The 12,232-nt window shown below is 60.1% G+C and carries 11 protein-coding genes and 1 pseudogene; 6 read left to right on the forward strand and 6 right to left on the reverse strand.

Going from position 1 to position 12,232, the window contains the following annotated elements; all coding sequences use genetic code 11:
• Positions 1–3 precede the first annotated feature (3 nt).
• Positions 4–318: a metal-sensitive transcriptional regulator gene (locus ACX80D_RS07470; RefSeq protein ID WP_459322016.1), complete on the reverse strand. Its 315-nt coding sequence runs from the start codon at positions 316–318 to the stop codon at positions 4–6.
• 262 nt (positions 319–580) lie between these two features.
• Between ACX80D_RS07470 and ACX80D_RS07475 the strand changes: the two genes are divergently transcribed.
• Both ACX80D_RS07475 and ACX80D_RS07480 read left to right on the forward strand, forming a co-directional pair.
• Positions 581–1,699, forward strand: coding sequence for a WD40/YVTN/BNR-like repeat-containing protein (locus tag ACX80D_RS07475; RefSeq protein WP_459322017.1), 1,119 nt, complete (start codon positions 581–583; stop codon positions 1,697–1,699).
• 10 nt (positions 1,700–1,709) lie between these two features.
• Entirely contained in the window at positions 1,710–2,000 is a 291-nt protein-coding gene (locus ACX80D_RS07480; protein WP_459322018.1) for a MoaD/ThiS family protein, read from the forward strand.
• A gap of 112 nt (positions 2,001–2,112) precedes the next feature.
• Here ACX80D_RS07480 and ACX80D_RS07485 read toward each other — a convergent pair whose 3' ends face one another.
• Genes ACX80D_RS07485 through ACX80D_RS07500 form a run of 4 tightly spaced genes read right to left on the reverse strand, consistent with a single transcriptional unit; the run spans position 2,113 to position 6,450 of the window.
• Positions 2,113–3,174, reverse strand: a complete 1,062-nt coding sequence (locus ACX80D_RS07485) for an NAD(P)-dependent alcohol dehydrogenase (RefSeq protein WP_459322019.1) — start codon at positions 3,172–3,174, stop codon at positions 2,113–2,115.
• Between the two features lie 4 nt (positions 3,175–3,178).
• Positions 3,179–4,051, reverse strand: coding sequence for a carbohydrate ABC transporter permease (locus tag ACX80D_RS07490; protein WP_459322116.1), 873 nt, complete (start codon positions 4,049–4,051; stop codon positions 3,179–3,181).
• Between the two features lie 9 nt (positions 4,052–4,060).
• A complete protein-coding gene (locus ACX80D_RS07495) occupies positions 4,061–5,032 on the reverse strand; it encodes a carbohydrate ABC transporter permease (protein ID WP_459322020.1) in 972 nt (323 codons plus the stop codon).
• A complete protein-coding gene (locus ACX80D_RS07500; RefSeq protein ID WP_459322021.1) occupies positions 5,032–6,450 on the reverse strand; it encodes an ABC transporter substrate-binding protein in 1,419 nt (472 codons plus the stop codon). The genes ACX80D_RS07495 and ACX80D_RS07500 overlap by 1 nt, the downstream gene beginning before the upstream one ends.
• A 125-nt stretch (positions 6,451–6,575) precedes the next feature.
• Here ACX80D_RS07500 and ACX80D_RS07505 point away from each other — a divergent pair, with 125 nt between their 5' ends.
• Together ACX80D_RS07505 and xylB are read left to right on the forward strand one after the other, a co-directional pair.
• Positions 6,576–7,529, forward strand: a complete 954-nt coding sequence (locus ACX80D_RS07505; RefSeq protein WP_459322022.1) for a sugar-binding transcriptional regulator — start codon at positions 6,576–6,578, stop codon at positions 7,527–7,529.
• The gene (xylB, locus tag ACX80D_RS07510) at positions 7,526–8,947 is read left to right on the forward strand and encodes a xylulokinase (protein ID WP_459322023.1); all 1,422 of its coding nucleotides are present in this window, start codon (positions 7,526–7,528) and stop codon (positions 8,945–8,947) included. The genes ACX80D_RS07505 and xylB overlap by 4 nt, the downstream gene beginning before the upstream one ends.
• A gap of 395 nt (positions 8,948–9,342) precedes the next feature.
• Here xylB and ACX80D_RS07515 read toward each other — a convergent pair whose 3' ends face one another.
• Positions 9,343–9,651, reverse strand: coding sequence for a hypothetical protein (locus ACX80D_RS07515; protein ID WP_459322024.1), 309 nt, complete (start codon positions 9,649–9,651; stop codon positions 9,343–9,345).
• Positions 9,652–9,817: 166 nt separating this feature from the next.
• Between ACX80D_RS07515 and ACX80D_RS07520 the strand changes: the two are divergent.
• Positions 9,818–10,234 (forward strand): annotated as a pseudogene (locus ACX80D_RS07520) (Hsp20/alpha crystallin family protein); the annotation flags it as partial.
• A gap of 462 nt (positions 10,235–10,696) precedes the next feature.
• Entirely contained in the window at positions 10,697–11,071 is a 375-nt protein-coding gene (locus ACX80D_RS07525) for a hypothetical protein (RefSeq protein WP_459322025.1), read from the forward strand.
• The last annotated feature ends 1,161 nt before the right edge of the window (positions 11,072–12,232 follow it).

Genomic DNA, 12,232 nt, shown 5'->3' on the forward strand with positions numbered 1-12,232 from the left:
TGATTAGCTCCTGAGTAGACGTGAAATAGCGGATGTTGCTTCGGAAACCTTCTCGGCGACGACTTCCGGGTTGCCTGTTTCGGCAGATTCATGGGCAGCGTTGACCACACAATGGGCAATGTGGTCCTCGAGCAGGCCAATGCTGACGGCGTGGAGTGCCTTGTTGACGGCAGCCATTTGAGTGAGGATGTCGATGCAGTATTTGTCCTCCTCTACCATGCGGGCGATGCCGCGAACTTGGCCTTCGGCGCGTTTGAGGCGTCGCAGGTAGGCCTGCTTTTCCTCTGAGTAACCGTGGGTGTGCTCTTCTGTTTCCATACTCCGAATCTATACCCCCCTAGGGTATGTGTCAAGTACCCCTAGGGGGTATATGTTGTGGTCCGTGGAGGGCATTTCCGGCATCCGCACCTGTTTCTCCGCTGGCAACCAAAAATCCGCGCCAGCCCCAGCCCCCGCACCCCACATCCGCACCCCGTAGAGCGGGGGCGTTTCCGGGCGAGGGGCGTGGAAATGCGAAGCTACCAAAGTTACTGCCCCGGAACCCTTGCCGCTCATGCGCTGTGGTGCTCGAATTGAACTCATGAGCAATGGAGCTAATTCTGAGACGAGAGCAACAACGCTACTGGCGGTGGGTACCAAAAAGGGCCTGTGGCTGGGAACCAGTGAGGACAGGGAAAACTACACCTTCACGGGTCCGCATTTCCTGATGCAAGAGATCCCCAGCCTCGCCATTGACACTCGCGGTGGACGTACCCGCATCTTGGTGGGCCTGCGCAGCGAACACTGGGGCCCCACCGTGGCGCACTCTGACGATCTGGGTGCCACATGGCAAGAGCCAGAAAACGGGGCCATCAGTTTCCCGCAAGACACCGGGGCTGCGCTGGAACGTGTGTGGCAGATCCAGCCGGACACTGCCTCTCGGCCACGCGTGGTGTGGGCCGGCTGCGAACCCATCTCCCTGTGGAAATCCACCGACGGTGGCGAGCACTTTGAGCTGAACCGAGGGCTCTGGGACCACCCGCACCGCACCGAATGGGGTGCGGGTTTCGGCGGTGCAGCGGCACATACCGTGCTGCCCAGCCCCGACGATCCAAACACCATCCACATCGCCATGAGCACTGGTGGCGTCTACCGCAGCACTGACGCCGGAGAATCTTGGGTGCCGCGGAATCAGGGGATTGGTGCCAGCTTCATGCCGGAGGAAACCCCGGAGTTCGGCCAATGCGTGCACAAGATCGCCCGCGACCCCAACCATCCGGAGGTGCTCTTCGCGCAAAACCATGGCGGCGTTTATCGCAGCGCCAACAACGGCGACTCTTGGGATTACATTGCCGGTGGCCTGCCCGCCGACTTCGGATTCACCATCCTCACCCACCCCCGCCGCTCGGACACCGCGTGGGTCATCCCCCTTACGGCCGATTATCTGCGCATCCCACCGGATGGGCAATTGGGTGTGCACAGGACGGACGACGCCGGGCAGTCATGGACACGATTGGCTGACGGACTGGCTCAACCCGAGTACAACGTGGTGCTCAGGGATGCGGCAGCTGTTGACACCGCGGAGCCAGCAGGGCTGTACTTTGGCACCCGAGGCGGGGCCGTTTATGCCAGCGCCGATGAAGGCGAGCACTTTGTCCCCGTCTTGAAACAACTACCGGATGTCTTGTGTGTCCGGGTGGCCGCCGTCGAGCATACCTAGGGTGGTGCCCATGACGGAGGAAGTGACCATGCTGGTGCCGAGGCTACTCCAGCCCTTGGTGGGCAACAGTGCAGAGTTGCATTTGGAGGTGGGCGACGGGGCAACGGTGGCCCAACTACTGGACGCCATTGCCGTCGAGTTTCCCGTATTTGGCCGCCGGCTGCGGGACGAGACGGGCACCCTTCGGCGCTATGTGAACATCTATCTTGAGGGCGACGAGGTGCGGCGACTCGATGGACTCCAAACACGCGTGGCCGCCGGCAACGAACTGATGATCATTCAGTCCGTGGCCGGCGGCTGACGGGCACTGCCACAGCGTTTCTAAGAATCGCACCATTGCTGCGCTAGCGTCGGGGGAAAAGACGCCATTGCTGCACTAGCGTTCCTCATCCACGAGATTCCCTAGCGGCGGGCTATGGGTGGATGACTGCTTTTAGCGCACCCGGATTGATGCCCGCCGTCAGGGCCGCCTCGACGTCGTGAAGCTCGTGCACCGAGGTGACAAGAGCGTCGAGATCTACCTGCCCGGATGCCGCCAGCGCGATGGCTGTAGGCCACGTGTTCGCATAGCGGAAAGTGCCGGTGATCATCAATTCGCGCCCCTGGACCAGAGGGACCGGTAGCGCGATGGTGTCGGCCCCCATTCCAACCAGCACACAGCGACCGCGCGGGGCCAGCCGGGCCAACCCGCCCAAAATGGCACGTTCGGCCCCGCTGGCATCGATAAATACATCAAAATCCGAGGCCACGGGCGGCTGATCGGACGCCGTGAACGTATGCGTGACTCCGTATGCTTGGGCCTCTGTGAGGCGCTCTGGCCGCACATCTGTCAGGGTGACCGTGGCGCCAGCCAGTTGAGCGACCTTTGAAATGAGCAACCCGATGGGTCCAGCCCCGGCCACCAGTACGCAATCGCCAAGCTGAATCTTGCCCGCTGCCCGCGCTGCCAAGGCCACGCTTAAAGGTTCCAAGAGGGCTGCGGCGTCGTCAGAAACGGAGTCCGGGACCGGGTGGCTGAATGCTGCCGGGTGAACGGCATATTCACAGAAGACCCCGTCAATGGGAGGGGTGGCAAAGAACCGCACGCCTGGATCCAAGTTGTAGCAGCCGGCCAGCGTCTGCTGTGACAGCAGGTCCGGAATGCCCGGCTCCAGTGAAACGCGCTGGCCCACCGCCCGGTCCGTGACACCTTGACCCAGTGCCACAATGACTCCCGCGGGTTCGTGACCGAGCACCATGGGTGCCTCCACCACAAACGTGCCGATCCGGCCCTCCGCATAATAATGCGTATCGGAGCCGCACACCCCGACTGAGGTGATGCGCACCAGCACCTCGCCCGGGCCTGGCGTGGGCACGGGCCGCTGTTCAGTTCGAAGTTCGCCTTGGCGAACCAGCACTGAAGCGGTCATGGTTTCGGGAAGTTCCGCGCTGGGTGCGTGCGCAGATGGGTGTGTTGACGCCTGTGTTGGTGTCATGGTCCTATTTCACCGCACCCATCGAAAGTCCGCGCACCAGTTGCTTCTGGGCTACCCAGCCAGCAATGACAACCGGCAGCGATGCCAACACCGATGCGGCTGACAACTTTGCCAAGAACAAGCCCTCGCTGGTCATCTGCGAAACCAAGAAGACGGGCACCGTTGCGGCGTTGGCTGCTGTGAGGTTCAGGGCAAAGAAGAACTCGTTCCAAGCAAATATGACGCAGATCAGCGCCGTGGCGGCCAAGCCGGGGGTCACCATGGGGATCAAGATGGTGCGCAGGGTCTTGAGTAGCCCTGCCCCATCCATGGCCGCTGCCTCGAGCACCTCGGCAGGCACCTCTTGGAAGAAGGACCGCATCATCCAGACGGCAATGGGCAAGTTCATGGCCGTGTACAAGATAATGAGCGTACCTATGTTGTCCAAGACTTTGAGTTGTCCGGCAATGACATAAATGGGCATGATGACAGCGACCACGGGCAGCATTTTGGTGGAGATGAAGAAGAACAACACATCGGAGGTCTTCTTCACCGGGCGGATGCTCACCGCATAGGCGGCAGGAACAGCCAGCACGATCACCAAGATAGTGGAGACGCCTGTGGCGATCAGCGAGTTCAGAAAGTACGCCCCGGCACCGTTTGCCAGTACAGCCTCGAATTGCTCAAAGGTGGGGACAAAGAAAAACACCGGCGGGTTTGATGCTGCGGCGGATTCGGGTTTGAAAGCCGTCATGACCAGCCAAATCACGGGAGCGAAGAAGACGAAGGCCAGCAACCACGTCAGGGTGGTGATCGCGGAACCGGAGAAACGGCGTCGTGCTTCACGAGACTTCCGTTCAGCGGACAGGGTGGCCGGGGGACGGGTGGGATTGGTGATGGTCACGGCTTAGTCCTTTGCGTCAAAGCTGCGGAAGATCAGGCGGAGGGCGAAGGTGGCGATGATGATGGTGGCGATGACAACCACCACGCCCATCGCGGCCGCCTGGCCAATATCGAAGCCCAAGAAGGCCCGCTGATAGATGTAGAACGGCAAGTTGGCGCTGGCTGTGCCGGGCCCGCCCGCCGTCATGAGGTAGATCTGATCGAAGGTGTTGACCACGTAAATGGTGCCCAGCAGCACGCCGAGTTCAATGTAGCGGCGCAGCTGGGGGAGCGTGACCCAGATGAAAGTCTTGGTCCAGCCGGCGCCGTCGATCTGCGCGGCCTCGAGGACGTCCTTGGGCTGAGACTGCAGCCCAGCCAAAACCAGCAGCATGGTGAACGGGGTCCACTGCCACACCAGAGCCATGAGGATGGAAATGACGGGGTGTTGCGCCGTCCAGTCCACGGGCGGGATGCCCACCAGTGAGATGACCCAGTTCACCAGGCCGAAGCTGGGGTTCAACATGGAGATGCTCCACAGCGTGGCACCGGCCACCGGCATGATCAAAAATGGGGTGATCAGCATGGTGCGCACCACGCCCTGGCCGCGGAATTTGCGGTCGAGCAGGAGGGCGAAGATGATGCCCAGAACCATGGCGAAGAACACGCAACCCAGGGTGATGAGGATGCTGTTCAAAGCCGAACTGCGGAACGTGGAATCCATGAAGATATCCACATAGTTTTGCAGGCCAATGAACTCGTTGCCGTCGGGTCGGAGGAGGTTCCAGTTCCGGAGTGAATACCAGATGGTGACCAGGAAGGGCAGCTGCGTGATGACGATCGTGAAGATCAGCGCCGGTAGGAGGGGGCCGCGGCGGCGCCAGCCTTCGGCTTTAGAGATGCCGGAGCCGTTATGGCCCTCGTTGGCACTCTTTTGGCTGCGAAGTTTTTGCTTATGTTGTTTTTCATTGTGTCGACCAACCAGCGTGTTCGCCATTATTTGCCTCCTTCTTGGTATGACTTAGCGACGGGTTCGGCGTACTGCTGGGCTTGTTGGAGCGCCTCGTCAACGGATTTCTGTCCGGCAATAGCGGCCGATATTTGCTGGCTGACCCGGGTTCCTAGATCCTGGAATTCCGGGATTCCCACAAATTGCAGGCCCGGGTAGGGGACGGGGTTGACCATGCTGGTGGACTGCTTGGCGCTGTACATGGCTTTGAGTGTGGGCTCGGCGTAGGCCTTGGCAACGGCTGCGTACTCGGGGATTTCGTAGGTGGATTGGCGGCTGCCCGGTGGCACCCGTTCCCAACCAATGTCATTGCCAACCAGCTTGATGTAGTCCTTGTTCGTCATCCAGGAGACGAAGTCCCATGCAGCGCTTTTGTGTTCGCTCGTGGAGGGGATAGCCAGCGACCAGCTGTAGAGCCAGCCTGCAGATCCGGTGTTTTGCACCGGCGCCGGGGCGTACTGTGACTTTCCGGCAACGAGGGAAGAAGCGGGGTCTTCGATGCTAGAGACCATGGCAGTGGCGTCGTACCACATGGCCGCCTTGCCCTGGCTGTAGCGGGTGATGCAGTCACCGTAGCCGCTGGTCGCGGCGCCGGGCTGGCCGGCGTCGTGCAGTAAATCAACGTAGTCGGTGACGGCAGCCTTGACCTGCGGGGAATCGAGCTTGGCGTTCCAATCCATGTCGAACCACTGGCCGCCGTAGGTATTGATGACCGTGTCCAGCGGTGCCATGACCTCGCCCCACCCAGCCAGACCGCGCAGGCAGATTCCGGCAAAATCCTTGGCCGGATCGTTGAGCTGGCGGGCAATCTTGCCTATCTCAGCCCACGTCGGGTTCTTCGGCATGGTGATCCCGGCAGCTTTGAAGAGGTCCTCGCGGTACACCAGGAAAGAGGATTCGCCGTAGAACGGAACGGAGTACATATCGCCGTTATAGCTCAGTGCGTCCTTGATGGTGGGAATGAAATCCTCGGTGTCATAGCCTTCTGTGGCGTCCGCGAGAGGCTGGAGATTTTCAATCCACCCATTCGTCGCCCACATTTCGGTTTCGTAGTTGGAGATCATGACGACGTCGAACTCGCCGCCGCCAGTTGCCACCGAAGCGGTGATCTTGGCGCGGGCTTCATTCTCCGGCAGAGTCACGAACTTGACGTTGATGTCAGGGTGTTTGGCCTTGAAGTCATCTTGGAGGGAGACGGCGTCCTTCATCTGCGGGTTCGCCACAATGGCCACCACAATGGTGTCCTGGCCAGCTCCTGCAGGTGCACAGCCGCCGAGTGCCAAGACTGTGGCAGCGGCAGCAGCCAGCCAGATGGCGGATTTGGCGCTCTTGCTTCGGGCACGTGCAGTCCGGGCGCCGGTGTTGGGCCCACCTGCAGCCTGAGTGCGGAATAAGGGGAACTTCATTGGTCACTCTCAATCTCGTTGCTCATTTGAGACGATGATCTTGCTCGTTTGTTTAGTGACTCTAGTCATATATACTCGTTTGAGCAAGAGCGAACGCTCAAATGACATTTTTAGGAGGGCGTGCCGTGCCGGAAATATCGCATGAGGAGCTATTGGCCCGCATTGGGCAGGCCTATTATTTGGACAATCTGTCCAAGGTTGAAATTGCCACGGAACACTCAATTTCACGGTTTCAGGTAGCCCGCCTTTTGGATGAGGCGCGTGCTGCAGGCATTGTGCATATTGAGATTCGCAGACCCGGCAATCAAGTGACCGTCGATGCTCAAGCGCTCGCCGCTGCGCTGGGGATAAACCGCGCGGTGGTAGTGAAAACGCTCGATGACGACTTCCAGCAGCGCGACCTTCAAGCCCACGCGGTAGCCGAAGAACTCATGGCTGAGGCACGCACGGGAATGAGCGTTGGCATCTCTTGGTCCCGCACCTTGGACTTGGCTGCCCGGCATGTCACTGAGCTGCCCAAATGCAATGTTGTCCAGCTTGCCGGCGCTCTCCCTGTACCGGGGGGTGGCAATCCGCTGGAGCTCGTTCAGCGTTTGGGCCGGATCGGGGGCGGACGCACCTGGCCCATGTGGGCTCCCTTGGTGGTGGACAGTCCCGCGACCGCATCGGGTCTGCGCCGCCAACCTGAAATTGCTGACGCCATGCGCATGGCTGATTCCCTTGATCTGGCCGTGGTTGCCATTGGTGCGTGGGCGCCCAACCTCTCGACTGTCTGGAACCGGGTGGATAACGCTGTGCGCCAAGACGGCATCGCCAAGGGTGCGGTGGCTGAATGCTCCGGGCGTCTGATTGCCGCGAATGGGAGCGCCGTCAGTGCAGAACTCGACGCGCGGATCCTTTCCGTCACCATCAAACAGCTCCAACGCACACCCAAGGTCATCGCGGTGGCGCAAGGGGAGGCGCGAGCTGATGCCGTTCGGGCCTGCCTGGCCGCCGGAATTGTTAACACACTGGTTCTGGATGAGTCGCTGGCCCGCGCTTTGCAGGGGTCCGCCGACATGCAGGGAGTTCTCGCATGAGTGCCGACGTACATACCTCTCCGCTGGTGGTGGGCATTGATTCCTCCACCCAGTCATGCAAGGTGGTGGCGATCGATCTGGCCACGGGAGCGCAGGTAGCGGCCGCTTCGGCTGCACATCCTGATGGCACCTCGATCAACCCTCAGCTCTGGAGCGCTGCACTCGAAGAAGCGTGGAATGCTGCTGGCATTCCTGCCTTGGGGGATCAGGTGGCCGGTGTGGCCGTAGCCGCCCAGCAGCACGGTATGGTGGCCGTTGACGAGGCCAACAAACCCGTCCATGAGGCGCTGCTCTGGAACGATGTCCGCAGCGCTGAGGAAGCCCGCCGCATGGTGACCGAGCTGGGCGCGGAGGCGTGGATTGACGCGGTCAACGTGCTTCCCGTGGCCTCTTTTACGCTGACCAAATTGGCCTGGCTGGCCCGCCATGAGCCAGACATTGCCGCCCGAGTGAAAACCGTGGGCCTGCCCCATGACTGGTTGAACTTGCAGCTCACCGGCGAATGGTCCACGGACCGTAGCGATGCTTCCGGGACGGCCTACTTCGATCCCGCCACGAACCACTACCGCCCCGAGCTGTTGGAGCAGTTCTTTGGCGCCGTGCCCGGACTCCCGAGGGTTCTGGCGCCCGAGGAAAGTGCTGGCCAACTACATCCGCGCTGGGGCGCAAGTGCCGCCGTCGTCGGTGCCGGCATGGGTGACAATGCTGGAGCGGCGCTGGGTTTGGAGATTGCGCCTGGTGAGATTGTGGTGTCGATCGGCACCTCTGGCACGGTTTTTGCCGTCTCCGATGCCCCTATACATGACACCTCCGGGCAGCTTGCCGGGTTCGCCGACGCCACTGGGCGGCACCTGCCCCTCTTGGCCACGATCAATGCAGCCCGAGTTATGGCCGCAGGTGCAGCCATGCTGAACGTTGACTTGGCCGAGTTTGACCGGCTGGCGCTCGCCGCCGCGCCCGATGCCGGGGGCCTGACATTGTTGCCCTACCTCGACGGTGAACGCACTCCGAACCTGCCTGATGCCACCGGGACGCTGGTGGGTATGACCAGAGCCAATATGACGCCGGAGAACCTGGCCCGTGCCTCTGTTCTGGCCGTTTTGAATTCTCTGGCCGACGCGCTCGCCGGGCTGAGCGCGTTTCACGTTCCGGTCCAGCGAGTGTTGCTCATAGGCGGTGGCTCGAAGTCGCGCGCGTTGCGCGAGGCTGCTGCCACCGTGTTTGGAGTGCCCGTCGAGGTGCCCGAACAGCGCGAATATGTTGCCCTCGGTGCCGCTCGCCAGGCTGCCTGGGCTGCCACGGGAGAACTTCCCGTGTGGGGCCGGCGGATTGAGGAATCCTTCACGCCCGACGGCGGATGGGGCGCCACCGTGCGCGAGCGGTACGTTGCAGCGCGAAAGTCTGTTTACGATGTGTAGTTTGGGTGGGCAAAGGATGGCGCGCCAGTCGCGATGCGCGGGGTGGAGCGGATAGGCAGCTTTCTGGGTGGCGCTATGTTGGAGGATCCCGAGCTGGCTTTTACCAGCGATCCGCGCTGGCCTGCGACGATGCCTGTGCCCAGAGCACAGAAGCCCCTCAATTCCGTGGCACTTTCCTACGGCCAACCATTGATGGTCGACAAACTGCCCCGTATGGGGACGCCGGTCGGGCGCTAAGTCAGGCGGGGCGTGGGGAAAACTGACATCTGCAGAATCACGCGCATTCGAAAATTTCCGACATCGGCCGTACATGCGTCGGTGAGCGACTGGCTTGTGGGACAGTCAAGATCGGCGGCGGACCCAGATGCACCGGTGCTTTTAGCGTGTCGATAAAACTATTCGCCCACAGCTTGCATCACCAAACGGCAGGTACCCTCATTGTTGCGCAACGGCGTCCAAATTTTCCTGATCTTTCTTGGCGCTTTGAAGAGGATCTGGTCGTGGAGTTGTGACCGTAGGGTCTCGTTTTCCTTCTCTAAGACTAAAACGAGGCGGATGCCGGATAGGTGCAGGCCTGCAGACAGAAGCTCCGCGATCCGTCTCTTCTGTTGCCCCGTTCCGACGAGTTCAGCTGCGACGGAGATCGCGTACACGCCTCGTGATTGCGAGTCTGACGCCGCGGTGATCCGCTCCTCAGTTGCCATCTTTGCTTGCTGGAAAAAATACGTCTTGCACCCAGTCTGGCAGGCGTGCTATAAAAAATCTAAGTCAGCCACACTAGATCGCGGCAGGCACGAGAGAACTAAATATTCACATCTGAAAGCTAAGTGTCACAGATATTAAGTGGCGTTGTGAAGGAGTGAGTAAGCCATGTTGATGCGCGCAGACCCGTTCCCTGAACTCGACCGGCTCACCGCGCAGGTGCTGGGCACTGCTGCCCGCCCGGCGGCGATTCCCGTGGACGCCCGGCGTGTCGGGGGCACCTTTGAGTTTGAGTTTGACTTTCCCGGGGTAGCCCCAGAATCTATCAACCTTGATGTGGAACGCAATGTGGTCACGGTCCGGGCAGAGCGCAGTGCAGTGGAGGGCAGCAAAGAAAGGCTTGCCTCCGAACCGCCCCAGGGCGTGTTCAGCCACCAGTTGGTCTTGGGCGAGAACCTAAGTTCAGGTCACATCGAAGCCAGTTACGACACCGGGGTGCTGACCCTGCGTATCCCGGTAGCCGAGAAGGCTAGGCCACGCAAGGTTGCTATCGCTACTGGGGAGGGAAACCGCCACGCCATCAACGCCTTACCCAGCAATGGGCAAAACTGGATCACCCAGACCGGGGCGTCAAACAAGAGCCGAGAACGATGTAGGACGATGCCAGCACGGCACGTTAAATCCCGCTCGGCGCAACAAAACGACAACTGTCACGTCCACTGTCACGTCCACCCGCACCCACTTTCGGCTGATACTGTCCCGCTACGCTAGGCACCGCGGAGCTCGTGAGGATGTGAACTGTGATGAAAAGTTCCTAGGACTTATGCGCCGTGCTGGAGGACACAGTCCGACGGGCCCGCTATAACCATGATCTGTCTCGTAGCCAATTAAGCAGGACGAAAGGTGTACAGGATGAGGACATCGAAGTCGAAGAAGACCTAACGCACGGGGTAGCTGGGAGCAGATCACATTCAGCACCGCACGAGTTTTCTTGGATCGCTGTTCGTCTATTACGGTGGGACCCACCCACCAAGGAGGTATCTTGTGATGAGCGCATGGCATCGTTTCGATTCACCCTTGCTGCCGGTTTTCCATGAACGCTTCGAGCAGCGCTGGGGCAAAGGCTCCGCCCCGTTCTTGGATCCCGAACTCCACGAACAACCGCTGCCTCGGGCCCAGTGGATCAACGCCGATACCGGGGCTGCGCTGGCTGTTGTCCCAGTATGGATCGAGGATGATGACATTCGCCGCTCCTTCGCCGTGTTCTACCTCCCGCCCGCAGGAGACATCTGGCTGCTTCATCCCGGTAGCACCGACTACCTCCAATCCCCCGGCAAGAATCACATCACCCTGCGCAATGACGCCTTCAAGAAAGCCGTCACTCACGCCGAAACCTTCATTCACGGCCCCGACAGCCGCTAACACCCTCCACTAAGCCAAGCATCCCTTCCCACGGGACTGCCCGTCGCTCGATCCAATAACCTGACGCAGCCACGGGCCAGTGCTACGGGAGAAATCGAATGTTTCTGTTCGGGAAGTACCGAGCCAAACTCTCCTGCTGGTCCCGTAGTAGAAGGGAACAACACCTGGCTGGGTGTCAGGCCATAGTTCTGCTCGTCGATACCGGCAAAGCAACACTGTTGAGATCCAAGATTCAGTGAGTGACGCAGGGAAGCAAAACGGATCGTTGCAGCCATCGGCCACATGGGTTGGTGTCCAACGAGGCCGCACCAGTGGCCACCCTAGAAGAGGTGACACCTACTTTTTGGCCAGTTATGCAGGAGTATGCGTAGAGGCAATATGAGGTGGTTCGCGAATCAGTCCGAAAACAAAACCGAGGAGAAGCTCCCGTTTTCATCATGCTGGCCTAAAAAGCTTGGAATCTAGCGGATGTGGGCCACCGTGCAGTCCTTCGTTCACATGAGGTTTGGTACTCACGAGCTCGCACGAAACTAAAGGGTGCTTCGTATGCCGCGTTCCGCCATATGTCCCCAAACCCTAGCTGCAGGAGCGGCGCCGGTTTGGTGTGGCAGTACATTTCGACTGGGGCCCGTTTACTGAATTACCCTCCTCGAATGTCCGTTCTGTCGCGTCCGCTGGTTGGTCATATCTGGAAACGAGTCGCTAGTAGATAGATCGGTATGCGGGAACCGCGCCTCTATCCTGCTCGTGATAAAGGAAGGAACCAATAGAGAGCAGCTCTCCGCTATATGAGGCCCACATAGCGGAGGACACGGCCACATCAACATTGGTAGGTCGGCTGCTGCGTAGGCTTCAGATTCAGAGTGCGGTGAGAAGTCGTGGCTCCTGTTAAAATCTGGGTTTCCTTGACCCTGATGGAATCCGACGTGAAATACAATCGTCATTCTGCATTCTGCATGAGCGTTACAGCTGCGGGTTGGGCAAGTGGCGTGTAACGCTTAGCGAAATGGTGCGGGGCGGGCAAGGCATGCATATGAATGCGTTGCCTTGCCCGCCCCATTGGGTGAATTACTGTGGTCGTCTCAAGCTGTCGAGGACCACTTACTGCTGGTGTTGCTCTGCTCATCTCAAGCTGTCCGATGACCAGGTATTACGGTGTTG

The organism is Arthrobacter sp. Sr24 (genome assembly GCF_054511175.1).

Bases quoted from the DNA above. Each gene is read 5' to 3' on its own strand.
- ACX80D_RS07470 (WP_459322016.1), bottom strand. From the start codon at position 318: ATGGAAACAGAAGAGCACACCCACGGTTACTCAGAGGAAAAGCAGGCC.
- ACX80D_RS07475 (WP_459322017.1), top strand. From the start codon at position 581: ATGAGCAATGGAGCTAATTCTGAGACGAGAGCAACAACGCTACTGGCG.
- ACX80D_RS07480 (WP_459322018.1), top strand. From the start codon at position 1,710: ATGACGGAGGAAGTGACCATGCTGGTGCCGAGGCTACTCCAGCCCTTG.
- ACX80D_RS07485 (WP_459322019.1), bottom strand. From the start codon at position 3,174: ATGACACCAACACAGGCGTCAACACACCCATCTGCGCACGCACCCAGC.
- ACX80D_RS07495 (WP_459322020.1), bottom strand. From the start codon at position 5,032: ATGGCGAACACGCTGGTTGGTCGACACAATGAAAAACAACATAAGCAA.
- ACX80D_RS07500 (WP_459322021.1), bottom strand. From the start codon at position 6,450: ATGAAGTTCCCCTTATTCCGCACTCAGGCTGCAGGTGGGCCCAACACC.
- xylB (WP_459322023.1), top strand. From the start codon at position 7,526: ATGAGTGCCGACGTACATACCTCTCCGCTGGTGGTGGGCATTGATTCC.
- ACX80D_RS07515 (WP_459322024.1), bottom strand. From the start codon at position 9,651: ATGGCAACTGAGGAGCGGATCACCGCGGCGTCAGACTCGCAATCACGA.
- ACX80D_RS07525 (WP_459322025.1), top strand. From the start codon at position 10,697: ATGAGCGCATGGCATCGTTTCGATTCACCCTTGCTGCCGGTTTTCCAT.